The 22,374-nt window shown below is 62.2% G+C and carries 19 protein-coding genes, 1 tRNA gene and 1 pseudogene; 3 read left to right on the top strand and 18 right to left on the bottom strand.

Annotated features, from left to right (window positions below; genetic code table 11):
- Positions 1 to 21 precede the first annotated feature (21 nt).
- On the top strand, positions 22 to 903 hold the full coding sequence (locus ACVIN2_RS02265; RefSeq protein WP_456764333.1) for an SMODS domain-containing nucleotidyltransferase: 882 nt from the start codon (positions 22 to 24) through the stop codon (positions 901 to 903).
- A complete protein-coding gene (locus ACVIN2_RS02260; protein WP_456764332.1) occupies positions 896 to 1,663 on the top strand; it encodes a hypothetical protein in 768 nt (255 codons plus the stop codon). Before ACVIN2_RS02265 ends, ACVIN2_RS02260 begins: the two co-directional genes overlap by 8 nt.
- 805 nt (positions 1,664 to 2,468) lie before the next feature.
- Here ACVIN2_RS02260 and ACVIN2_RS02255 read toward each other — a convergent pair.
- Positions 2,469 to 2,699: a DUF6894 family protein gene (locus ACVIN2_RS02255; protein WP_456769629.1), complete on the bottom strand. Its 231-nt coding sequence runs from the start codon at positions 2,697 to 2,699 to the stop codon at positions 2,469 to 2,471.
- 42 nt (positions 2,700 to 2,741) lie between these two features.
- Between ACVIN2_RS02255 and ACVIN2_RS02250 the strand changes: the two genes are divergently transcribed.
- Positions 2,742 to 2,945, top strand: a complete 204-nt coding sequence (locus tag ACVIN2_RS02250; RefSeq protein ID WP_456764331.1) for a hypothetical protein — start codon at positions 2,742 to 2,744, stop codon at positions 2,943 to 2,945.
- A 1,895-nt stretch (positions 2,946 to 4,840) separates the two neighbouring features.
- Here ACVIN2_RS02250 and ACVIN2_RS02245 read toward each other — a convergent pair.
- From ACVIN2_RS02245 to ACVIN2_RS02165, 17 genes and pseudogenes are all read right to left on the bottom strand, one after another.
- Entirely contained in the window at positions 4,841 to 5,134 is a 294-nt protein-coding gene (locus ACVIN2_RS02245; protein ID WP_456764330.1) for a helix-turn-helix domain-containing transcriptional regulator, read from the bottom strand.
- A 61-nt stretch (positions 5,135 to 5,195) separates the two neighbouring features.
- A complete protein-coding gene (locus ACVIN2_RS02240; protein WP_456764329.1) occupies positions 5,196 to 5,942 on the bottom strand; it encodes an outer membrane protein in 747 nt (248 codons plus the stop codon).
- A gap of 1,062 nt (positions 5,943 to 7,004) precedes the next feature.
- Complete coding sequence (locus tag ACVIN2_RS02235; RefSeq protein WP_456764328.1) at positions 7,005 to 8,108, bottom strand: hypothetical protein; 1,104 nt, start codon at positions 8,106 to 8,108, stop codon at positions 7,005 to 7,007.
- A gap of 437 nt (positions 8,109 to 8,545) precedes the next feature.
- Positions 8,546 to 8,959, bottom strand: a complete 414-nt coding sequence (locus tag ACVIN2_RS02230; RefSeq protein WP_456764327.1) for a hypothetical protein — start codon at positions 8,957 to 8,959, stop codon at positions 8,546 to 8,548.
- Positions 8,956 to 9,432 carry a hypothetical protein gene (locus ACVIN2_RS02225; protein WP_456764326.1) on the bottom strand — a complete coding sequence of 159 codons (477 nt, stop codon included), beginning with the start codon at positions 9,430 to 9,432 and terminating at the stop codon, positions 8,956 to 8,958. Before ACVIN2_RS02225 ends, ACVIN2_RS02230 begins: the two co-directional genes overlap by 4 nt.
- Positions 9,429 to 10,307, bottom strand: a complete 879-nt coding sequence (locus tag ACVIN2_RS02220; RefSeq protein ID WP_456764325.1) for a hypothetical protein — start codon at positions 10,305 to 10,307, stop codon at positions 9,429 to 9,431. The genes ACVIN2_RS02225 and ACVIN2_RS02220 overlap by 4 nt, the downstream gene beginning before the upstream one ends.
- Before the next feature lie 326 nt (positions 10,308 to 10,633).
- Positions 10,634 to 10,978 (bottom strand): hypothetical protein, encoded by a 345-nt coding sequence (locus ACVIN2_RS02215; RefSeq protein ID WP_456764324.1) that lies wholly within the window; start codon positions 10,976 to 10,978, stop codon positions 10,634 to 10,636.
- 547 nt (positions 10,979 to 11,525) lie between these two features.
- A complete protein-coding gene (locus tag ACVIN2_RS02210) occupies positions 11,526 to 12,773 on the bottom strand; it encodes a tyrosine-type recombinase/integrase (RefSeq protein ID WP_456764323.1) in 1,248 nt (415 codons plus the stop codon).
- 187 nt (positions 12,774 to 12,960) lie between these two features.
- Positions 12,961 to 13,050: transfer RNA gene (locus ACVIN2_RS02205), tRNA-Ser, on the bottom strand.
- 286 nt (positions 13,051 to 13,336) lie between these two features.
- Positions 13,337 to 13,663: a hypothetical protein gene (locus ACVIN2_RS02200; protein WP_035969507.1), complete on the bottom strand. Its 327-nt coding sequence runs from the start codon at positions 13,661 to 13,663 to the stop codon at positions 13,337 to 13,339.
- 237 nt (positions 13,664 to 13,900) lie between these two features.
- Positions 13,901 to 15,751, bottom strand: coding sequence for a dihydroxy-acid dehydratase (gene ilvD, locus ACVIN2_RS02195; RefSeq protein WP_456764322.1), 1,851 nt, complete (start codon positions 15,749 to 15,751; stop codon positions 13,901 to 13,903).
- Between the two features lie 247 nt (positions 15,752 to 15,998).
- On the bottom strand, positions 15,999 to 16,859 hold the full coding sequence (locus ACVIN2_RS02190) for an ABC transporter permease (RefSeq protein WP_456764321.1): 861 nt from the start codon (positions 16,857 to 16,859) through the stop codon (positions 15,999 to 16,001).
- A gap of 13 nt (positions 16,860 to 16,872) precedes the next feature.
- Entirely contained in the window at positions 16,873 to 17,802 is a 930-nt protein-coding gene (locus ACVIN2_RS02185) for an ABC transporter permease (protein WP_456764320.1), read from the bottom strand.
- Positions 17,802 to 18,794, bottom strand: a complete 993-nt coding sequence (locus tag ACVIN2_RS02180) for an ABC transporter ATP-binding protein (RefSeq protein WP_456764319.1) — start codon at positions 18,792 to 18,794, stop codon at positions 17,802 to 17,804. The genes ACVIN2_RS02185 and ACVIN2_RS02180 overlap by 1 nt, the downstream gene beginning before the upstream one ends.
- The gene (locus tag ACVIN2_RS02175) at positions 18,791 to 19,774 is read right to left on the bottom strand and encodes an ABC transporter ATP-binding protein (protein ID WP_456764318.1); all 984 of its coding nucleotides are present in this window, start codon (positions 19,772 to 19,774) and stop codon (positions 18,791 to 18,793) included. The genes ACVIN2_RS02180 and ACVIN2_RS02175 overlap by 4 nt, the downstream gene beginning before the upstream one ends.
- 3 nt (positions 19,775 to 19,777) lie before the next feature.
- Positions 19,778 to 21,416: pseudogene (locus ACVIN2_RS02170) on the bottom strand (ABC transporter substrate-binding protein).
- 29 nt (positions 21,417 to 21,445) lie between these two features.
- Positions 21,446 to 22,261: a sugar phosphate isomerase/epimerase family protein gene (locus tag ACVIN2_RS02165; protein ID WP_456764317.1), complete on the bottom strand. Its 816-nt coding sequence runs from the start codon at positions 22,259 to 22,261 to the stop codon at positions 21,446 to 21,448.
- Between the last annotated feature and the right edge of the window lie 113 nt (positions 22,262 to 22,374).

Here is a 22,374-nt window from a genome sequence, read left to right as displayed (position 1 = left end):
ACGTTCATTTAATGGTTCGCCATGCCTCGCACGATACCCGAGAGTTTTACCAAGCTTCGGTCCAATCTGGAAATCAGCTTCCCCCAAGCGACGACGGTCTCGACGCGCCAGCAGGGCGTGCGCGCGACGATTTCAAGCGGGTTCAAAATCGTCGAGGATTTCCTTACCGGGTCTTATATTCGTTCAACGATGATTTCCCCGCTCAAAGAGGCGGACGTGGACATCTTCGTCGCCCTCGATCCTTCCTATTACCATCAATATAGCGGACAGAACGGCGGGCAGCGCGGCCTTCTCGATTATATGCGGCGCACGCTCCTTAAGACCTACACCTCCACCCCGGACATCTCGCGCAATGGGCAGGCGGTGACGATACGCTTCAGCGACTTTGTCGTCGATGTTGTGGTGGGCTTCAAGCGTCAGAACGGCGGCTACATCATCGCCAATGCCACCAACAATCAGTGGCTTGAGACCGACCCCAAGAAACACGTCGAGATAATCACGGCCGCCAACAAGGTACACGGTGGAAATCTTGTGCCGATCATCAAGATGCTGAAAAGTTGGAACAAGAGCCACAGCTACTTGCTGCGCTCCTTTCACATCGAGGTGCTAGCGCTGGAGGTCTTCAACAGCGTGACGATTTCTGACTTCCCCTCTGGCATTCGGTTCTTCTTTGACCGCGCCCAAGCCAAGGTGGCAGGGCGCAATCTCGACCCAGCCGGCTTTGGTGACGACATCGGCAAGTACATCAATACCCAAGAAAAGCTCCAAGAAATTCTGAACCGGCTTCGGACTGGCTTTAAGCTGGCGGCGGAAGCTGAGCAGTACGCTGCTCGAGGTGACTACATCAACGCCATCGCTCAATGGAGAAAAATCATGCCCGTCCATTTCCCCGCCCATGGCTAACACCCCGCAAAAGATCGATCCGGTTGGCGACCGATATTTTCGACCGCTTGTGGTCGCTGATGCTGCGACGGATGCCTTATTTTATATTTCCGCTGCGCTGTCGCTCCTTGTTCCGCTGATCGAGCAGCAAGCGCACCCGCAGCTCTATGCAATCGCGCAATGGGCATTTGTAATGTCTGTCATTGCCCTGTTTACCGGGTCGCTCGCAGTGCGTCTGTACTTTTCGCCGCGTGCTCAGGTGCGGCGCTATCAAGACTTCCTCGCACATGCGTTTGGCAAGCCGCTCGCGGCTCAGCAGACAAGTGGATACTACAACAACGCCGCAACGACGGCTTCCCGACGTATCGCTGCGCAGGTGCTCGAGAACAGTTTTTACAGTCATGACACCGTGTCGCAAATGGTGAAAGTCGAGCGCATCAAGATCGCGGCGTATGCTTTACTGTACGTGCTCGTTATCTTGAACAGGAGTACTGAACTCGCCACTATCACAGTCGTGGCGCAGATCGTTTTCAGCGAACAAGTCGCCTCACGTTGGCTCAGGCTCGAATGGCTCCGCCGAGAATGCGAACGAACCTATGATGACGTCTATCGTCAATTCCAAACCAAAGGTCAGATGGACGCCTTTTCAATCGAAGCGCTGGGCCGGTACGAAGTTGCAAAGGCAACGGCAGCAATCTCGCTTTCCTCACGGATATTCCAAAACAGCGCGCAGCGGGCCGATGCTGAGTGGGCGAAGATACGTGCCGCGCTCGGCCTATAATTTTTCGACTGAGGTTGGCTTCGACGACTATTTGGTCTTCTTTTTTGGCACGCATGACGATCCTGAGCGCGTTATCGTCCGAACCGCACATGCTCCGTCCCGTATGAGATACAGGTCAACGCGCGCTTATGAGCGTCAGCGTCCTCAGAGCACCCCTCGGCCGCCTGATCTTGCTAGCTCCTTGGCGAGTTCGGCAGCTAGGCCCATAAGCAGGCGCTGCTCTGCGACCGGTGAGCCGCCAGCGCAAATGGCTCCCGCAATTCTTTCACTGGTTTCGTCTATCCGCGCTTGGATGGCGGCTATCCGCTCTTCCTGTTCCATGGTGCGTACCTCAATTCGCGAGGTACATACGGCTTAATCCAGATCGAGTTTCTCCGATGCCGGTTCCTTCACGTCTTCACAATCCGCTTGGTGACGGTACTCTTCGGCCATTTCCAGCAGAGCGGCGCGCACCTTCGAGTTTGAAGTGAGGACGGCCTGCCTTTCGCAGAGCCTCTGAAGCCGCCTGGCGTCACTCATTGTGCCCGGCCTCAGTCGTCCCACGCGAGCTTCTGGCATCCGGTGCATTTGAAGATGCGGACTGTCTTGCCGGAGCGTGTGTCTAGGTAGCTCTGGACTCGCAACAAGCGGCCGTCGCAATGCTGGCAGTTCCCGAATCGACTTGGGCTAAGTGGCGGGCAATTGTTGGAACCAAGACGGAGCATCTGCAAATCGCTAGCTTGTCGACGTAGCTAAAGACGCTAGTCGCGAAAGGGTGTTCCTAAATTTAAAGAGGATACTCGCAGCCTTGAATTCTGAGGCGATCTTAGGTCATTTTCCTTGACCCGATGGTGATGAAGTAGAGAGGTTTACCGGCTGCGTCTGCGACCTCTAGGCTCCAGCTTTGACCCGGCCGGAATTTGCCATCAATGTCCCTGAACACGGCGCCTACGTAGCTTGTGGCCTCTCGCCAAGCCGCTTCGTCGTCTGCCAATTCCTCGCCGTGGTCGTCAGCACTAGGGGCTACGTTGTGGACGTGGAAAAAATAACGGGGCATCGTCAACAATGCGCGCCGCTACGCCGCGTTCCTGGGATGCCCATGATGACGCCGGAAGAGTACCTAGAACAAGCAGAGCGATACCGGATTGCCCTGGAGACAGTGAGGGACCCCTTCGCGCGCCAGCAACTCGAAAGCATGGAACGGAGCTATCGGACTTTGGCTGAGAGCGAGCGGGCGCTGCGAAAATCGGGCGTGATCGTGGACGCCCTCGACACGGTGGGCGACAGCGACAAAGCAAAATAGGCCAATGCGATGCCCGCCAGATCAAATCGGCGGGTTTTGTGATTTTTTATCAAATCGCTGAACCTTCAGACCCCTGCCAATACTCAAGTGTATCCGGGATTTTTGCTAATCCCGTCCCGGGGCTGGACGGATATCAAGCCGCCGGGACAAGGTATTGCGTGCCCGGCGGCCTAATTTTGGCTCGTCGCTTAGGTGAGCACTGCCAGCCGTGCGCCGGCGGACCTTCAAGCGACTTTTCCCCACTTACGACACGCAGTATCTCGGTCGCTGAGCTTCAGGAGCGTATGGCGTCAATCGCGTGGGCAATCAGGATTGCAACGCTGAGCGCGATTACGATTACTAGCAGCCAAGTGATCACGTTCGTCTCCTGGCTATGGAGTTGAACGCGCACACCATGCACAATCAAAAACAACCCGCCAAACAGCTTAATTCGGCGCTGCGCTGAGGATTCCCGGCAACCCTTGCGTCCGCAGTCGGCCCTATCGGCGGAAGGCCAGCAAGAGAAGGACACCCACACCACCCCGCGAGTAACAGCAGCAAAGTACTCACGGGCCCCCCGAGTCGTTAGGGATTTGCATGGGAACTTACATCGTCCGCGAGCAGGCCCAAGCTCCCTGAGGACGATCCTGAGGTCGAAAAGGCTATTATCCAGACGCGACGACCGGCCATATCGCGGTGGCCGGCAGAAGCACTGAATTAAGGTGAAGAACCGCAGCCATCCGGCCATGGAGCGAGAGCTTTAGGCAGGGTCGCCACACCGGAACCTAACGTCGGGCTGTCGAGTTCAGGGTGAGTGGAACATCGCGGCGTCGAGTACTCGATTGAAGAGAGCAGCACCCCAGGTGTCTGGCGGTGGCGAGTTCTGGTGGGCGAGCCCGCTATGCTGCGTATGGGAGAAGAGGATTCGAGGGAGCGCGCCATTATTCGGGTGAAAAACATAATAGACCGCGCCTTTGCAGTCCGTGACCGCCTGCGGTCCGCCGAAGATCGCGAAAGCTAGGGACGCTCGGAAATCAAACGGGGAGATGTCTCGCAGGCCCACCAGCGTAAATCGGCGGGTCCCAGGACGAAACCGGCTTCCTCATTGAAATTCTGTACCAGGATTACTGCCTGACGCGGTTGAATAGGTACGAGCCTCAGCCACTAGGCAAAGAAAAGCCCGCCGACCTTGTGAGCCGGCGGGAGTTTTGAGATAGCGAGAGGCGGACACCTATCGCTCTGGTCTGTTTATCACCGCGGCCGGGCGCGCGAATGGGGTCCTCAATTCATCCTTAACGCCGTGTGCCTAGATTGGCGCTGGGACGGGGCCGTCGGGGACATACGCGGCCTTGTGCTCGGGGTGAGAGCCCGTCAGCTAGCCCTAGCGGCACTCTCCCTCAGCTTGGTTCAGATTAATCACTAATGAGGTTTGTGATTTAAATCATATTTTCTTGTCCGACGGCCCGGTATGATCGGTTCACCGGGGCTGGCTCCATATTTCACTTAGATCGTTTTTACCCGGTCATTTTTATCCTAGCGCGGGCCGCAGCGATTGAGTTCGCTGCGGCGTTGCGCTGATCGTCCTGATTACCCGTAGGAGGACAGTATTATGCCAAAGCAAAATTGTTTGATCGTTGGTGCTTCCGGACGACAATTGGACCTGCTGCGAGGTGAAGCTTCCCGCATCGCAAAGGGAGCCAAAGCTGACTGGTGGAGTGATCATGCAGAGGTCGGAACGCGCTTTTGCTTTGAAGATGCAAAGGCGAAAGAGGCATTTGCCCTCACTTGCGATAGCTTCGGCATTCGGTGCCGAGAGGGCTGACGCACCAATCGCCGAATGAGAAGGCCCGCCAGCGTGCATGGGCGGCTATGACAACGTCTCCGCACCACGACGTGGCAGTAACGGCCTTACTACGCTAGGAGGGCCCAGCCCTGCGCCGTTCGCGCTTGGGGGTCACCTCGAGCTGCAATCCCATGGCCGTGAGCACAGCGAGAAAAGTTGTAAGGTTCGGGTGTTGTGTGTGGGTTCGGAAAGCACGATAGATACTCTGCCGCGCCAAGCCGGTCTCCCTTGCCATTTCCGCGATGTTGAAGTCGCCAAGTGCCTTCCCCAGTGCTTTGCAAATGCTGTCGGGTTCAGCTGAAGCGAGCGCCATGTTGAGCTCGTTAGCGAGGTTCGAAGGAACGACGGGTCGGTACCTTTTCGTCATTTCGATCTCCCAAGAAAAAGGCCGGCTCAAAGAGCCGGCCCTTGTCCTTGAATGACGTTGCTTAGTACCTTGGGATGACCGCGCCACCGAAGCGGTAATTCACGCGAATAGTCGCAAGATCAACGTCGCCACCGGAGTTGTAAGTCGCCGCCAGAGGCAAGCCAGTTGCCGTAGCGACGAAGGTCACGTCATGACGGTTGAGGAAGATATGATCGTACTCGACGCCGACCGACCAGTTGGGAGCAAAGCCGTACTCAATACCTGCACCCACAGTGCCGCCCCAGCGCGTGCCGGAGTTAACCGATGCCACTGCCGCGCCCGTAGCGTTCGAGATAAAGTCAAAGCGCTGATCGACAACGGCGGCGCCACCTTTGACGTAAAGCAAGGCGCTGTTCCAAGCGTATCCGATTTGTCCGGTGAACAGACCGAAGGCGTCGATCTTGGTCGAGAGTGAGTTAGCAGCGTTGCCCAAATTCTGAGTTGTGCCGTGAATGTCAGACCAATCACCCTGGGCCTCAAGGCCGAACACCCACTGTGCCGACTGCCAGCGATAGCCAACCTGACCGCCAGCCACCGCACCGCTCGGGTCATAGCAGCCAAGGAAGGTCACCGTGGTGACGTTGTTACGGCAGTCGCGAGCCCAACCGCCGCCACCGTTGGCACCGATGTAAAACCCGGTCCAGTCATAGGCCGTTGCGACCATTGGCGGAGCCTTGGTGTAGGGACGTGCGGCCATATCCGCCGCGCTGGCCGGAGCGGACAGCCCCAACGCGAGCATTCCGGCTGCTGCAAACAAAAGCTTGTTCATGTATGTCTCCCCAGAAAATCAACGTCGATGAATTGGGCGGGCGCCCCACCTGTATCCCAGATAATACTGCGTTCTCGCCTAAGGAGCTGTAGCGCGCTTGCCACACTCATCTCTGAACAGAGCCAGAGACTGTTGATTTACTGTTATATGATTGGGCGGAACCTTAAGCTCGGCAAAGTGCATTGCTGTTCCAGCCGGTGCGTGAGGTCCAAGGCCAATCTTTCAACTGCCACCGCTTAGGAGCTGGGTGAGAGCCCGCCAGCTAGTTAGCCTCGCGGCGCGTTCCTCAGCAAAGACGGTTTCTGAGTTTTGTGATTTTCCGGGGCTGGTTCCGCGGCGGCCTTGGTATGTGCGCACTCGACCGAGAAGCCGGAGGAGCTGGGACTTGGGACCCGCTGCGCTGCCGGTGGGGCTCGCGGCCAATGCGCAGGTCAGTGTTGGGCCTGTGGGGCTAGTTCCTGAGCGCGAGCGAGAAGTGCCCCCAGGATGCGGCATTCTTCCCGATCCCACGACGCAAAGAAAAGCCGCCGCTCGGCCTCTGTGTCCGACTTCACCGCTACGATAAAGCGCAAGTCCGACATCAGGGTCTGAACAGCTAAACAAGCGGCGGCAACATCCGTTAGCCTAGCGCCCGGCCGGAACGCCCGCTCGGTCAATTCCTCGCATGATTGAGCGGCCGCAACTGCATTGTCATAGACAACCGTCCAATCGGCAGTCGCCCCTCTCGAAAAGAGCCGATAGCGGCGGCGACACCGATCCGCATCAAAAGTGCCCCCAATTGGCGGCGGCAGAATGTTCTCGTCGACCAACTGACGAATGCGACGCTCGCCCACGCCCAAATCTAGTGCAAGCTCCCGTGTAGAAATTCGCAACGTTCCTCTCCTCGGAAACGGAAATGTCGATTTTCAAAATGCCAAATATCCTGAAGGGCGTCCGTCGCGGCGTACCCCACCGTGGTCACGCCCAGGAGGACCCAGAGAACCGCCTGAAGCGGGCCGATGGGGCAGAACGGAGTGGGCGGGCGCCTCATCCACGGCCCGCGCTAGCGCACCCTGATCCGGCTCACGCCCCGCCGGCCGGCGTAGGCTGGAAGATTTCGGCGACATGTCGCAGCGCCGCCGCTGCCATGCCGAACGGCTGGCCCCGCTCGCCCTCGTCAGAACGAACCTCGACCTCACAGCCCAGCACGGCGCGGATGTCGATGTCGGCACCTCGATGTTCAATGGCGACGCCATCAGCCGTCGCAGCCTCGATCAAGGCAACCTCATTCCGATGCACTGCCAAACGCTCTGCGGCGAGCCGTTCAAGGCGTCGGCCGCGCTCATCGGTCGCCAGCGCGTTCGCATCGTCTGCAACCATGGCGACCTCGCGCTTAATAGCTTCAGCGAACTGCGAAGGGAACAACCACATCATCACGCCCAAGACGTCCACGACCTCGCCTGCGGCGTATCCCCGTACATCGGCGGAGGCGGTGATTAAGTCCAACCTCTCTCTCCGGAGGGGCCAACGTATCTCGCCGCCGATCTCGATGGCTGGCCCAACGTCAGGGGCTGCACGTTGCGCTCTCTCTTCGAGCTGACGGAGAAGCCGGGCACTCACAGCAGAACTCGGATGCGGAGCGTCTTGTGCGCGCTTTTCGTTAGCTGCTAGCTCGCCGTCTTGGCGGCGCAGTCGTTCGACACCGCCGGCGTATGTTTCGCCCTTCTTAAGAAGGTTCTTCGGTTCAGGTGATGCAACAACTGTGATCACCATGCCACGTGCACGAACGTCTCGGAGCCAATCGTGGGTTCGCTGCTTCAGTAACCCACGGTTCCTCATAGTAGCAGCGCGGCGCTCGGCTTCTGCATGAAGTCTAGTAATTTCGGCATTGATGCGATCCAAACCGAGTTGGGCATCTTGGACTTGCACGTCGTTTGCTTCGAGACCAGCGCCGCCAGCTACGCGCGGCGTTAACAAATGCTTGATCCTGACCTGACTTCGATAGGCATCTGGCCGCAGCTCCTGCAAAGCGCCGGAAATCGGCGCCCATAGATTGCGGCTGTCATCGTAGCGCTGATCAACGCTGTGGAACCGCGCCTTGACGATGTCCGGCACCCCATGAGTGGCATCGCCGATCTGCATGTGCAGCACGCTCGCGACGGGGCCGCTGTCGATGAAATCGTTCATCTTCTCTTGATCCATTGTTGGGGAACGTTCTCGTTAGGATGACGGCGTCCTTGGCCCACGAATAGAGGCCTATCTTCTCGCGTCATGCAGAACCCGACGGATTGTCGTCATCGCCGGCACATGGTCATGGGCTTGTAGCAGTGCCCATAATCGAGCGGACAGACGACCTTGATGGCGCTCCGGACAGCGATCACAGGTTCGCTCTCGCAACCATGCTGTTCCAGCATAATGCGCTAGGGCACGGTGCAACTCGCTTGCCGCGTTCCGGTCACTTAGCGTGGGCCAGAATGCCAAGACTGTTTGGCAAATGAGCCTATTCCTCGCTTCGAGAGCTTGGATTGTTGATGTCAGCCGCCGTCCCGGTCCTCGCGCGACAAGGGCGGCATCAACTTGGGCGACTGGCACCCCACCGGCGAGATCGATGTTGCAAAGCGGCTTCACGACGCGGCCTCGATTAGATCAAACACCCCATCTGGCACAACGCGACGCAGCACCCGCTCGGCTTGCGCTTCGATCTCGGAAAGCGGCACATCGCGCCAGCAAAAAAGACAAATCGCGGAGGCCGCTGCTATCGCGGGCTCAACGGCGGCGCACGAAAGCAAAAACGCTCTGAAGGGTCGCTCATGTGCAAATGCGCTCGCGCAAACGAGGCATCGCAGCGCACCTGGGTCGCGATAGACTTCGGCCACAGCCTTGCGAAAGACGGTGGCGTGCGGATGTCCGTCGAGCGGCGCGCCAGCTTCGACCAATGCGGTGTCAAGCTCGCGGCCGGCGTGGCGTCGATATTTGCCAATCAATGCAGCTTCGCGACGGCGCACAGCGCGATTGGCGGCGGTCAATGGCGCGGTCACCGCTCGCCTCCCTGTCCCAGCGCCCACGGCATTGCCGGATACACGCTGCGACGAATGCCGTCTGGCAGGCGACCATTGCCGGCGTCAACAGCCGCAGCTTCCGTTGAAGTCGCACGAGGTCGGCGCACTGGACGCTTTGCCGTCGTCTTGGCGCGGGCTTCCGCGAGCAAGGCCAAGGCGGTCGCCTGGTCAGCAATTGCGCGCCATCCATCGCTCGGCGCGAAAGTCCGGCTCGCGGTGCCCGATGTCCAGATCGAGATGAAGCCTAGCGCGACCAGCTCGCGAGCGCCGGTCGACAGAGCGTTTGCAACCACGCCGCCTGTCTCGAAGAAAGCCGTGCCCAATGCAACCGGCTGACCGCCGGCATCGGAAAATTCTTCGAGCAGTATTCGCAGGACGGACCGCGCGCTTCCGCCGAGTGCGTTGTAGGCCGCCGACGACAACATTTCTGCCGATGGCGCTCGCGGGGTCATTGCCGCATCTCCGCTGCGTACGGTCGTGCGACCTGGCGCGCCTGCGCAATGATCGCCGCCCGAGTAAGCGGAGGCGGGTCGCTGCCGAAGACGCGGAGCAGCCAAGCGTCTACGCTGTCGTCATCATCGTCGCCATCGCCGTCGCCGAAACGACGCCCTGCTTCCTCATCAAGACTGTTGGTTGGAGATGGAGGTATTCCTACAGGATCACCTTCATCGCCGAGCCTCTTGTTCACATCTGAGAGTTCATCCTCTGAGACTTCGGACGCTGCCGCTTCGCCGCAACTACCTGTTTTAACGCCGCCATTTCCGTTCTGCTCCGGGTTCCGATGGCTCACGGGTGATCCATCGCGATGGCTCACGGCTGAGCCATCAGGCGGCTCATTGTCATCGCAACCGTTTGGCAGCACGCAGGGTGGCGTCGCAACCTCAGCGCGTTTGGTGTCACGTGCCTTGCTTCGCTTCGTCTGCCGCTCGATCCGGTTGATGCGGTTCCGCTCATTGCAGGCTGCGATTTCGGCGACGATGTCCTCCATCGGGAACGAAAAGACCAAATATCGGCCGGTCCGCTTCCACCTCACGAGGCCAAGGTCGTCAAAAGCCCGAAGTGCGCGCTTGGTCGTTGCCCGAGACACCCGCACATCCTCGCAAAGCGTATTGAGATACAAGCGGCAGATGCCGCGCTGGCCGTAGTAGTCGAGCAGGCGACCAGCCACAGCGGCGTAGCTCGCGGGATAGCCGTTCGGGTGGGTGACGATGATGCGGACGAAGTCGCGCTTCCACCCAGCGGCGCGGGACGGTGTCTGGTTATGGGCTGTGATGGCGTCGCGTAACGTGGGGTGTTTGCGCTCTTGCGCAGGGATACCGTTTTTCATATCTTTGGGGTCCTTCAGTTCTGTGGATCACGCCCTCCCGCCAGGACGGCCGATCAGCGCAATCCCAGCGGCCGCCCTTTCTGATCGAAGGGCGGCCGTCTGTGCGTCAGGGTGGTGCTCGTGGTCTTGCCGTGGCGGCCACAGCTTCGGCGCACGGGCGCGAAGGACACCAACAAGCGTCATCGTCCAGGCCGAGGAGAAATCCGCCGTGGTCCGCCTCAACGATGTCGACGAAGGGCAATCGATGCGTGCGCTCGCAATCGATGCGGCGCGGATCGTTGTCGTTGCAATGGATGATGGTGTGAGGCGCGCGGGTCATGGCGCACTCAGATAGTATCGTCGGCTGCGATGTAGCCTTTCGCCTTCACATAGCGGCGCGGGATGATCTTGATCCCACCTTGCTCAATCACTTCGATTTCACCGGCCTTGATGCCGCGCCAGATGGTGACGTCCGAAACGCCGATCAGTGCGGCGAATTCGGCCACGCGAAAACCCAAGCGTCGATTGACGGGGATGGTCCCGATGTCGGGCGCCTGGGCGGCGTCATTGTTGGGATGTGACACCGAGTGGCGCCCGCGCGGCTTAGACGGCGGTTTGCCGTCCAATTTGCGATACCGGCGGGGTTGCTTCGCGGGCGGAATAGCCTCGGCGAACAATTTCAATTTCGTCATCGGCGACCACCTGGGGTTTTCAAGGTGGCACAACATTCAGCAGGTATTTTTGGGAAAAAAAACAGCTTTTAATTCGGACAGGCAATTTTCGCCTGACGCTGCCGGCGCCTGATCTCGAATAGCTCCGGGAGCAGAACACGACGAGCCACCTGGGGATCTGCGACTAATGCTGTGCGCCGAAGGATCATCCGGATCGCTAAATCGGGCCTCATACTTCCGATGCTCAGCCTAATGACGATAGCCTCGGCCATGGGGACAAGCCACGCAATGTCTCCCGGCGCGTTGAACGAAGCTGCTAATTTTCGCAACCGGTCAACGGTCCTCTCGTCGGGCGTTGCCCCAGCTCTTCCATGGCACCACAACAGATAACATGCTCCGCCGCGATCACTGCCGGCGAGCCACCCTAGAGCCGCTGCCCACGCGATCTCATACCGCTTTGGATGCTGGCACAGCGGCACGCGCGAAGGACGGCCCGGTTTGCCGCGCGGTGTCGCTGGCTCCGCTGGCTTGGGAGGGCGCCCTCGCTTTGCTCCGGTGACCGGCTTGGTCACGGCCGCAGCGCGACGATCACGTCAGCAGCTTTTGCCGCCGGCTTTGCCTCGCAGTATTTCGCCCATGCATCCATCAGCCGCCTGCGTTTGTCGAGCAGATCGCCGCGCTGATAGGCCTGCTCTGTTTCGTCGCCGACGTCGTGTGCCAACGCCACTTCGGCAATCTCGCGTGGAAAGTTAGTTCGCTCTGCCGTCCACGTGCGGAAGGTTGATCTGAAGCCGTGTGCGGTCAGGTCGTCGCGCTCCATTCGGCCAAGCACTGACAACAGCGCCATGTCAGACAACGGCTTGCCGCGCTTGGCGCCCGGAAAGACGAAATCCCCGCGCTTGTCAGTCGACATGTCTTCGATGATGGCGAGAGCGCGACCAGAGAGCGGGACGCGGTGCAGCTTGCCGCCTTTCATGCGCTTGGCCGGGATTGCCCAAATGCGGGCGTCGAGGTCGAACTCCGCCCACTGCGCGCCGAGGACCTCGGAGGTCCGCGTCGCAGTCAAGATTGCAAGCTCCAATGCTAGAGCCGCAACGCCGTACCGGCCGCGCAGATCGCGCATGAAGGTGGGAATTTCGGGATACGGCAAGGCACTGTGATGCTTCACCGTCCGGACCTTGCTTCGCTTTGGCAAAAGGTGATCGAGATTGCCCTTCCAGCGCGCCGGGTTTTCGCCGCTGCGATAGCTGCGCACCTTCGCCCAATCCAAGATCGCTTCGATCCGACCGCGCACTCGATGTGCCGTCTCGTTCTTATTGATCCAGATCGGCTCTATGATCCGCACCACGAGGCCGACGTCGACTTCGGAGACCGGTAGCTTGCCGATAATGGGGCTTGCGTAGGTCGAGAGCGTCGCCTTCCATTGCGCGCCGTGCTTCGCGCTTTTCCAGCCGGTCTTGTGCGCTTCGATGTACTGGTCGCGCGCCTCATCGAAGCTGATCTTCTTCGCGTCAGTGGCTGCGGCTGCGGCCTTGGCGGCGCGCCGGGCGTCTCTGGGATTGATGCCGTCGAGAACGAGCTTGCGGGCGGCTTCCGCTCGCTCCCTGGCTTCGGCCAAGGAGATCGTATGCGCCGCGCCGAGCCCCATCTTCTCCGGCTTGCCGTTGAGGGCGAAGCGGTAAATCCAAGACTTGGTGCCGCCGTCGCCGACCTTGAGGTACAGGCCGGCTCCATCGCCAAAGAGGCCGGGCTTTGCGGCCGTCTCCACGAACCTCGCTGCTAACTTCCCGATCCGTCTGCCCGCCTTGCCCGCCATCGTCAGACCCTTTCCGCCCAATCGACCCCTCAATGTACCCTGAAGCTCCCGCAGGGTACACTGAAAGCTGATATTCAGGGAAGTACCTAGAAACGGAGCGACCTTTCGAGAAGTTGCAAAAACCCTATTTCGACAGGAGTTTCGGCGACTTTATGAGAGGCTTTTCAAGGGGATGAACGGGGTCCGCTGGCGGAAGGGGTGGGATTCGAACCCACGGTACCCTTGCGGGCACGCCGGTTTTCAAGACCGGTGCCTTAAACCACTCGGCCACCCTTCCAAACCCGGAATGGTTGTCGCTTAACGCAGTCGACGGCCCAAGGCAACGCGAAGTTGGCGCCGGCCCCGAAGCCCCTCCGCCGCACACGATCTGTCAGGCGAGCGTCAGCCTGTTCCCTTGGCCTGTACGCCTCAGCCATCCGGACACCGGCGACATCTCCCAGGCCGTCGCGAGTTGCGAGGCCCAGTTTGGATTGACCTCCGTTTCCGGACCTCGTTTGCTGCGCTCAAAAGCAAAACGGCGCCCCGTTGGGAGCGCCGCTTGAATTCTGCGTTGTTGCTCTAGCTCAATAGCCGCCGCAGGACGCACACCCCATCTGCACCGGGGCGTAATACGAATACCCCGGCTGGACCATCTCGACGCGCTGGCGCGTGGCGTATTGCGGCGGGATGCGCTCGTACTGGACGCTCGGCGGCGCCACCATCACGGTCTGCGGCACCATCACGGTGCGGTACTGCGCCGGCGCGCGGTGCGCCACGACGGCGCCGGGCGAAACCATCACGGTCTCGTCGACGGTGCGGTATTGCGGCTGCACATATTGCTGCTGGTAGCAGGTCGTGCACGGCGGAGGCGTGTAGCAATTGTAGCAGCCGGCGGAAGCCGCGCTCGTCATTGAAATCGCAGCGACAGCCGTGGAGAAAACGACAGCGAGAGTGCGAGACATTATTGTGGTGCCCCAATTGCCCGAAATGGATTTGCGAAGGTCGCATCAGTATACGCGGCAAAATCTTGCTTTGCCGAAGTTCGTCGGGGCATCCTTAATGCAAACGGCCGGCTTGCGCCGGCCGTTCAGAACTTGTTGACCATGCGCGGTGCGTGATGCTTGCGATCACGCCGGCACGAGACGCTGTTACTTCACGCGCCGCTTCACTTCGCGCACCGCGCCGCGCGCGGCGCTGGTGGTGAGTGCGGCGTAGGCCTGAAGCGCGGTCGAGACATTGCGCTTGCGACCGATCGCCTGCCAGGCGGCATCGCCCTTCGCGTCTTCGGCGGCGCGACGCTTGGCGAGCTCCTCGTCGGAGACCTCCAGCGTGATGCTGCGGTTCGGGATGTCGATGGCGATGCGATCGCCGGTCCGCACGAGACCGATGTTGCCGCCTTCGGCCGCTTCCGGCGACAGATGGCCGATCGACAGGCCCGACGAGCCGCCCGAGAAGCGTCCGTCGGTGACGAGCGCGCAGGCTTTGCCGAGGCCCATCGATTTCAGATAGCTGGTCGGATACAGCATCTCCTGCATGCCGGGGCCGCCGCGCGGGCCTTCATAAATGATGACCACGACCTCGCCGGCAACGACCTTGCCGCCCAGAATGCCTTCCACGGCCGCGTCCTGGCTCTCGAACACGCGGGCCGGGCCGGAGAATTTCAGGATCGAGGCGTCGACGCCGGCGGTCTTCACGATGCAGCCGTCCTGCGCGAGATTGCCGTAGAGCACGGCGAGACCGCCGTCCTTGCTGAAAGCGTGCTCGAGGTTGCGGACGACGCCCTTCTCGCGGTCGGTATCGAGCTCGTCGTAGCGGCGCTCCTGGCTGAACGCGATTTGGGTCGGGATGCCGCCGGGCGAGGCGCGGAAGAAGGTGCGGACGGACTCGCTCCTGGAGCGCTTGATGTCCCAGCGCTCCAGCGCGTCGCTCATGGTCGGCGCGTGCACGGTCGAGACCGAAGTGTCGATCAGGCCGGCGCGGTCGAGCTCGCCCAGGATGCCCATGATGCCGCCGGCACGATGCACGTCCTCGACATGCACGTCGGCAACCGAGGGCGCGACCTTGCAAAGGACAGGCACGCGGCGCGACAGGCGATCGATGTCCTGCATGGTGAACTTCACCTCGCCTTCATGGGCGGCGGCGAGCAGATGCAGCACGGTGTTGGTCGAACCGCCCATCGCGATGTCCAGCGTCATCGCGTTCTCGAACGCCTTGAAGTTCGCTACATTGCGCGGCAGCACGCTAGCGTCGTCCTGCTCGTAGTGGCGGCGCACGATATCGACGATGGTGTGGCCGGCCTCGACGAACAGGCGCTTGCGATCGGCGTGGGTCGCGACCACCGTGCCGTTGCCGGGGAGCGCAAGGCCAAGGGCTTCCGTGAGGCAGTTCATCGAATTGGCGGTGAACATGCCCGAGCACGAGCCGCAGGTCGGGCACGCCGAGCGCTCGATCACCTTGACGTCCTCGTCGCTGACCTTGGAGTCGGCGGCTGCGACCATGGCATCGATCAGATCGACCGCCTTGGTCTTGCCCTGCAGCGTGACCTTGCCGGCCTCCATCGGTCCGCCCGAGACGAACACGGCGGGGATGTTGAGCCGCAGCGCGGCCATCAGCATGCCGGGGGTGATCTTGTCGCAATTGGAGATGCAGACCATGCCGTCGGCGCAATGCGCATTGACCATGTACTCGACGCTGTCGGCGATCAGCTCGCGCGACGGCAGGCTGTAGAGCATGCCGTCATGGCCCATGGCGATGCCGTCGTCGACCGCGATGGTGTTGAACTCTTTCGCCACGCCGCCGGCCTGCTCGATCTCGCGGGCGACGAGCTGGCCGAGGTCCTTCAGATGGACGTGGCCGGGCACGAACTGGGTGAAGGAGTTGACCACCGCGATGATCGGCTTGCCGAAATCGCCGTCCTTCATGCCGGTCGCGCGCCAGAGGCCGCGGGCGCCCGCCATGTTGCGGCCGTGGGTGGTGGTGCGGGAGCGATAGGCTGGCATGGCGGTTTCCGTCCTCGGGTTTGGCTGGCCGGGCGCGGCAAAATTTCGAAGCCGCCTCAGGCCTTTCCGGCCGGATAGCGCACGGGGGGAACGCGCGCAACGGGAACTTGGGCCGCACAGGGCTCCCCTGCTCCCGGCGCGTGGGCACCGGCGGTCTCAGCCGTCATGCCCGGGCTTGTCCCGGGCATCCACGTTCTTGATACGGAAAAGGTCGTGGATGGCCGGGACAAGCCCGGCCATGACGGAATTATTGCAGCTCGGGATCGAGCCGGTCGCGCAGCCAGTCGCCGATCACCGAGACCGCCAGCGTGGTCACCACGATGGTGGTGGCCGGCGCCAGCATGATCCAGGGCGCCCGGGTCAGGTACTCGCGGCCGTAGCCGACCATGTTGCCGAGGCTGGTCATCGGCGGCTGCACGCCGAGGCCGAGAAAGGACAGGCCCGACTCCATCAGGATCACCTCGGGAAAGACCAGCGTGGTCGACACGATCAGGGTCGAGGCGATGTTGGGCAGGATATGCCGGAGGTAAATTCGCGCCGGCCTCGCGCCGAGCTGGCGGACCGCCGCCGCATAGCCTTGCGCATTGGCGGAAATGGCAAGGCCCCGCGCGATACGGGCGTAGCGCTCCCAGCCGAAAAATCCCATCAGGCCGATCAGGAGCGGCAGCGAGTTGCCAAAGAAGGCGAGCACCGCGAGCGCCATGATCAGGAAGGGCATGCTGGCCTGGAAGTCGGAGAGCATCAGCACGAGCTGCTCGACGGGCCCGCGGAAATGCGCGGCGAGGAAGCCGAGCGTGGTGCCGACAATGGCTGAAATGGCCGTCGCGCCGAAGGCGATCAGGAGCGAGATGCGGATCGAGACGAGCAGCCGCGACAGCACGTCGCGGCCGAGCTCGTCGGTGCCGAGCCAGTGTGCGACATTGCCGGGTGCAGCGAGACGATTGCGCAGGTCGAGCTGGGTATAGCCGTAAGGGGCGATCTTCTCGGCGAAGGCCGCGATCACCAGCATCGCGACGATCCAGCCGATCGCGATGGCGACCGAGACCGGGATCGCCGGGAGGCTCATGCGGCGGCGGACAGACGCGTCCTTCAGCGTGGTGTCCGTCATGCGTGCGCTCTCTTCATGCGTGCGCCCCCTTGGCGCGCAGCCGCGGGTCGAGGAAGCCGTAGAGGAAGTCGACGATCAGGTTGGAGGTGACCATCGTCATCGCCACCAGCAACAGAATGCACTGCACGACGGCGAGGTCGCGGTTGGCGACGGCGACGACAAGCAGGCGCCCTACCCCCGGCCACGAAAACACGCTCTCGACCACGACCGCGCCCGCGATCAGCGTGCCCACCATGAAGCCCAGAATGGTGACTGTCGGAATCGCCGCGTTGGGCAGCGCATGCGACGTCACGACTTTTCGCCACGGCACGCCCTTTGCCGAGGCGGTGCGGATATAGGGCTGGCCCAGCACCTCCAGCATGGCGCTCCGAGTGAAGCGCGCCAGCACCGCGGCGCCGCCAAGGCTGAGTGTCACGATCGGCAGGATGGCGTGACGCCAGCTGTCCTGCCCGCCCGAGGGCAGCCATCCGAGTTGCACGGCGAAGACCAGCACGAGCAGCAACGCCAGCACAAAACTCGGCACGGTGAAGCCGGCGACCGCCGTCATCATCACCGCGCGGTCGATTCCGGAGCCCCGGTGCAGCGCGGCGTAGATGCCGGCGGGAATGCCGAGCGCGACCTTGAATGCGAAGGCCGGCAGCGTCAGCGCCAGCGTTGCCGGAATGCGCTCCAGCACAAGCTCGATCGCGGGCCGGCCGTCACGCATGGAACGGCCGAGCTCGCCCTTGGCGATCGCGCCAAAATAATCGAGATACTGAAACCAGATGGGATCATCGAGGCCCCACGCCCTGCGGAAGGCGGCGAGGACTTCCGGCGGCGCTTCCGGTCCCAAAATCATCAGCGCGGGATCGCCCGAGAGACGCAGTACCACGAAGGCGAAGGTGACGACGAGCACGATCGTCAACGCCGCGCGTCCGATCCGAATGGCGAAATAGCGTCCCATCAGGCCGCGTCCCGCGTCTCGACTTGCGGCCCCGCCACAAGGTGGCAGGCGACCTGCCTGTCGCCACCGACGTTCGACAGCGCTGGCACCTCGCTTGCACAACGCGCGATCGCGCGCGGGCAGCGCGGATGGAAGGCGCAGCCCTGGGGACGCGCCGCCGGGTTCGGCGGATCGCCTGCCAGCACGATGCGGCCTGCGCTGCGGCGGCCCGGCGCGGGCGATGCCGAGACCAGTGCCTGGGTATACGGGTGCTCCGGCCGCGCGAACAGATCATCGGCGCACCCGATCTCGACGATGCGGCCGAGATACATCACGGCCACAACATTGCTGATCTGCCGGACAACCCGCAAATCGTGGCTGATGAAGAGCAAGGTCAGCGCAAGCTGCGCCTGGAGATCGGCGAGCAAATTCACCACCTGCGCCTGGATCGAGACGTCGAGCGCGCTGACCGGCTCGTCGCAGACGAGAAAATCCGGCTTGGTCGCCAGCGCCCGCGCCAGCACGATGCGCTGGCGCTGTCCGCCGGAGAGCGCGCCCGGATAGCGCGCACCATGTGCGGGTGTCAGTTCGACCGCGCGCAGCAATTCGCGGACCCGCTCCTCGCGCTCGAGGGGCGTCCCGAGGCCGTGAATGTCCAGGGGCTCACGGATTTGGGCGGCGACCGGCAACCGCCGGTCCAGCGCCCCGAGCGGATCCTGAAAGATCATCTGCATGTGCGCGCGTTGCGCACGCCATGCGGACGTTCCGGGCGTGGCCATCGGCTTGCCGTCGAACCGCACCTCGCCATGGTCCGGCGGCTCGAGGCCGAGCACGACGCGGCCGGTGGTCGACTTTCCCGAGCCGGACTCGCCGACGAGGCCTAGCGTTTCGCCCTTGCGGACCGTCAGCGACACGCCATCGACCGCATGCACGGCGGCACTTCGGCCGAACATCCCGGAGCGCATGCTATAGCTGCGCGAAATCGAGGAGACTTCGACGAGCGGACGGCTCATTCGGCGGCAATCCCGAGCAGCGCGCGACGCGAAGCCTCGGCGCGAACGCAGGCCACGGCGCGATCCGCCGCGATCGGCGCGAGGCTTGGAGCCACAATGCCGCACGCCTCTTCTGCCAGCGCACAACGCGGCGCGAATGCGCAGCCATCAGGCATCCTCGCGGGATCCGGTACCGTTCCGGGAATGGCGGTCAGACGGCGCCTCGGTCCGTCGAGCGGCGGCAGCGCGCCGATCAGGCCCTGCGCATAAGGATGGACGGGATCGGCGAAGAGCTGGTTCGCCGGCGCCTGCTCGACAATGCGGCCGGCATACATCACGGCGACGCGGTCGCAGTTTTCCGCGACCACGCCGAGATCGTGGCTGATCAGGACCATCGCCATGCCCATCTCGCGGCGGATAGTCGAGAGCAGTTCTAAAATCTGCGCCTGAATCGTAGCGTCGAGCGCCGTGGTCGGTTCGTCCGCGATCAGCAGGTCGGGATTTCCGGCGAGCGCCATCGCGATCATGATGCGCTGGACCTGGCCGCCGGAAAACTCGTGCGGATAGGCTTCGAGCCTGCGCGCCGCGTCGGGAATGCCGACGAGATCGAGCAGCCGCCGCGCTTCCGCTTTCACCGCGCCGCCCGACAGATTGCGATGCAGCGCCAAGGACTCGCAGAGCTGCTGGCGGATGGTCAGCACCGGATTGAGTGCGCTCGCGGGATCCTGGAAGATCATGGCGACGCGCCCGCCCCTGATACGGTCGAGCTCGGCGGCGGGCGCACCAAGGATCTCGCGACCATCGAGACGAACGGAGCCCGAGACGCGGGCATTCCGCGGCAACAGGCCGAGTGCCGCAAGCCACGTCACCGACTTGCCCGATCCGGACTCGCCGACGAGGCCAAGCGCCTCGCCCTTGTGCAAGGCGAGATCGACACCGCGCAGGACTGGCACGCCCTGGAAGGCGACGCTGAGGTCCTTGATGCTGATCAGCGGCGCCACCGATCAGGCCTCGAAATTGCCGGCGCGGAAATCCATCGCGAAGGCCGGCGAGGCCTTCCACTTGATCGACTTCGGCTTGGCCGTGAAGGTCGCGTTCTGGTGCAGCACCGTATAGGCCGGGTCTTCGCGCTCGGCGATCTCCAGCATGCGGCGGAACGCCTTCTTGCGGGCGGCACGATCGATCGAGGTTTCCAGGAACTCCGAGAGCGTGTTCAGCTCGGCATTGGTCCACTCGCCGATCTGCTGCTGCTGGCCGTTGGGGCCGTGCTGGGCAACCAGCGACGACACCGGATCGTTGAAGGCGGCCGAGTTCGACCAGTCGCGGACCGCGCGGGTCGGCGCACGCTCCATGATCTGCGACCAGTTCTCCTTGGTTTCGATCTGGACGTTGAGGCCGACCGACTTCCACATCTCGACCAGCACCTGCGCCGTCGCGACCTGGTTGGTGTAGTAATTGTTGAGCAGGCGATAGGGAATGGGATCGCCCTTGTAGTTGGCCTGCTTCAGCAGGTCCTGCGCCAGCTTGGGATCGTAAGCCGGCACGTTCCAGTCGGCATTGAACATGTCGCCGTAGAACTCCCACTGCAGGCCCTTCGGGACGCGGGTGCGCCCGGCCCACAGACTGTCGACGATGGCCTGGCGGTCGACCGCATGGGTGAAGGCGCGCCTTACAAGCGGATTGGCGAGCTGGGCGTGGTTCTTGTCGAATACGGTCAGGCGATGATTGAGGATGGTACCGCCCTGCACTTCAAAGGCTGAATTCTTCTCGATGCCGGCGATCTGGTCTGGCGGGATGTCGCAGGCGAACTGGTACTCGCCCGACAACAGGCCGTTGATGCGGCTCGCGACCTCCGGGACCTCGAGGAAGCGAATGCGCTTGAGCGGTGGACGGCCGCCCCAATATTCGTCGTGCGCTTCGAGCGTCAGCGACACGTCGGGCTTGAGTCCGACGACCTTGTAGGGCCCGGTGGTAACAGGCTTGCGCGCCCAGTCGAGATAGCTCGCGGATTCAGCCCAGGCGCGGCGGTTCGCGATATCTGAGCCGTAGCGCGACAACCGCCCCTCGATCGTGACATCGGGCGTCGCGTTGTAGAAGCGCACCGTGTACTTATCGACGGCATCGACGCGGACGAGATCCGGCCAGATCCGGCGTGCGACCGCTGGAACGTCCGGCGGCAGCTCCTTGCCCGGCCGCGGCGTCGGGATTTTCTCGAAAGCCTGGATGGTGCTGCGGCTCTTGGCCTCGGTCTCGCCGAACATGCGCTCGCGGCTGAACGTGAAGACGACGTCCTCCGCCGTCAGCTCGTCTCCATTGTGGAATTTGACGCCCTGGCGCAGCTTCACCTCGACAGTCTGGTCGTCGATGCGGCGCCACTCGGTGGCAAGCCCCGGCACGGCCTCAAGGCTGCCGCGCCAGTTCTTGGAGATCAGGCCTTCCCAGATCGACGAGAAGAACACGCGCTCGCCGACATTGGACTGCTCGCGCAGCACGTCGAGCACGTTTCGAATTGGTCACCTTCTGAACGGCAATCGTCACCGAAGGACGGTTGTCGGCCTGCGCGATGGCAAAACGCGGCAGAAGCAATGTGCTTGCGGCAGCGCCGCCGGATTTCAGGATGGTGCGACGGGTAAGCTTGCTCATGACGGGAACCCCTGCCCTGGATGATGCGGTTATTCGGCGAGACCGAGTGCTGTGAGATGCGCTGCGCCGGCGCGGACGTCGTCGTGATTGCGAAGTTCGAGGATCAGCCGGGGGTTGGAATTCAGCCGGTCCAGCGCGCGGAACACTGCGACCCACGGGATATTGCCCTCGCCCGGCGCCCAATGCCGGTCGGCAAAGCCGTCGGTATCCTGGAGATGCACATGCGCCAGCATGTCGCCGGCGGTCTCGACATAGTAGTCGACCGGCGGCGCGCCGGTGGACACATGCGCGTAGTTGGCATGCCCGGTGTCGAGGGAGACGCGCACCTTGCTGCTTTCGAGCGCCTTGGCGAGACGCACGCGATCGCGCGGATCCTTGTCCTCGATGTTCTCGATGACGATCTCGCAGCCGATGGTTTCGGCGCGCACGATCACCTCGGCGAGTGTCGCCTTGACGCGCTCGACGAGATTGCCGCGATTATCCGGATAGAGGTCGAGGTTGTTGTGGTCCCAGGTCGTGAACGGCGAATGGATCACCATCTGCGTCGCGCCGAGAAACTCGGTTGCTTCGAGGCCCTGAAGCAGGCGTTTCGTTACGACTTGGCGGATCATCGGGTCGTGGCTACCGATGGCGAAGCCCCAGAACGGTCCGTGGATGCCGAGCCGGCCGGTGTGACCTGAGAGCATCTGCTTGATTTCGCTAGCAGCACTTCGCCAGTCGCCGTCGAGCAAGTCCGCGCGAAAGAAATCCTGAATTTCGAGATCGCGCTGCCGTTCGAGAAGCCAGTCGCGATGCGCAGGGATCGATTTAATGGACAATGCGGCGCCCAGTACCGGCTTCGACATGGCTTGCTCCTCGGCCGTCAACAATGACGGGGGCAGCGCTAGACCAGTTCAATGACAGGCCGGTGAAATGCAGGTTCCGAAGCGCTGAGGAGATGTGGACATCCCCCGATCGC

The organism is Bradyrhizobium sp. USDA 3650 (genome assembly GCF_054057395.1).
Note: the sequence above shows the minus strand (reverse complement) of the source record. Positions and strands in the feature narration are given on the sequence as shown.

Coding starts and splice junctions, on each gene's coding strand:
- ACVIN2_RS02255 (WP_456769629.1), bottom strand. CDS start 2,699: ATGCCCCGTTATTTTTTCCACGTCCACAACGTAGCCCCTAGTGCTGAC.
- ACVIN2_RS02180 (WP_456764319.1), bottom strand. CDS start 18,794: ATGAGCCGTCCGCTCGTCGAAGTCTCCTCGATTTCGCGCAGCTATAGC.
- ACVIN2_RS02220 (WP_456764325.1), bottom strand. CDS start 10,307: ATGAAAAACGGTATCCCTGCGCAAGAGCGCAAACACCCCACGTTACGC.
- ACVIN2_RS02190 (WP_456764321.1), bottom strand. CDS start 16,859: ATGACGGACACCACGCTGAAGGACGCGTCTGTCCGCCGCCGCATGAGC.
- ACVIN2_RS02265 (WP_456764333.1), top strand. CDS start 22: ATGCCTCGCACGATACCCGAGAGTTTTACCAAGCTTCGGTCCAATCTG.
- ACVIN2_RS02185 (WP_456764320.1), bottom strand. CDS start 17,802: ATGGGACGCTATTTCGCCATTCGGATCGGACGCGCGGCGTTGACGATC.
- ACVIN2_RS02260 (WP_456764332.1), top strand. CDS start 896: ATGGCTAACACCCCGCAAAAGATCGATCCGGTTGGCGACCGATATTTT.
- ACVIN2_RS02240 (WP_456764329.1), bottom strand. CDS start 5,942: ATGAACAAGCTTTTGTTTGCAGCAGCCGGAATGCTCGCGTTGGGGCTG.
- ACVIN2_RS02215 (WP_456764324.1), bottom strand. CDS start 10,978: ATGACGAAATTGAAATTGTTCGCCGAGGCTATTCCGCCCGCGAAGCAA.
- ilvD (WP_456764322.1), bottom strand. CDS start 15,751: ATGCCAGCCTATCGCTCCCGCACCACCACCCACGGCCGCAACATGGCG.
- ACVIN2_RS02200 (WP_035969507.1), bottom strand. CDS start 13,663: ATGACGAGCGCGGCTTCCGCCGGCTGCTACAATTGCTACACGCCTCCG.
- ACVIN2_RS02210 (WP_456764323.1), bottom strand. CDS start 12,773: ATGGCGGGCAAGGCGGGCAGACGGATCGGGAAGTTAGCAGCGAGGTTC.
- ACVIN2_RS02235 (WP_456764328.1), bottom strand. CDS start 8,108: ATGAACGATTTCATCGACAGCGGCCCCGTCGCGAGCGTGCTGCACATG.
- ACVIN2_RS02250 (WP_456764331.1), top strand. CDS start 2,742: ATGATGACGCCGGAAGAGTACCTAGAACAAGCAGAGCGATACCGGATT.
- ACVIN2_RS02225 (WP_456764326.1), bottom strand. CDS start 9,432: ATGACCCCGCGAGCGCCATCGGCAGAAATGTTGTCGTCGGCGGCCTAC.
- ACVIN2_RS02165 (WP_456764317.1), bottom strand. CDS start 22,261: ATGTCGAAGCCGGTACTGGGCGCCGCATTGTCCATTAAATCGATCCCT.
- ACVIN2_RS02245 (WP_456764330.1), bottom strand. CDS start 5,134: ATGACGAAAAGGTACCGACCCGTCGTTCCTTCGAACCTCGCTAACGAG.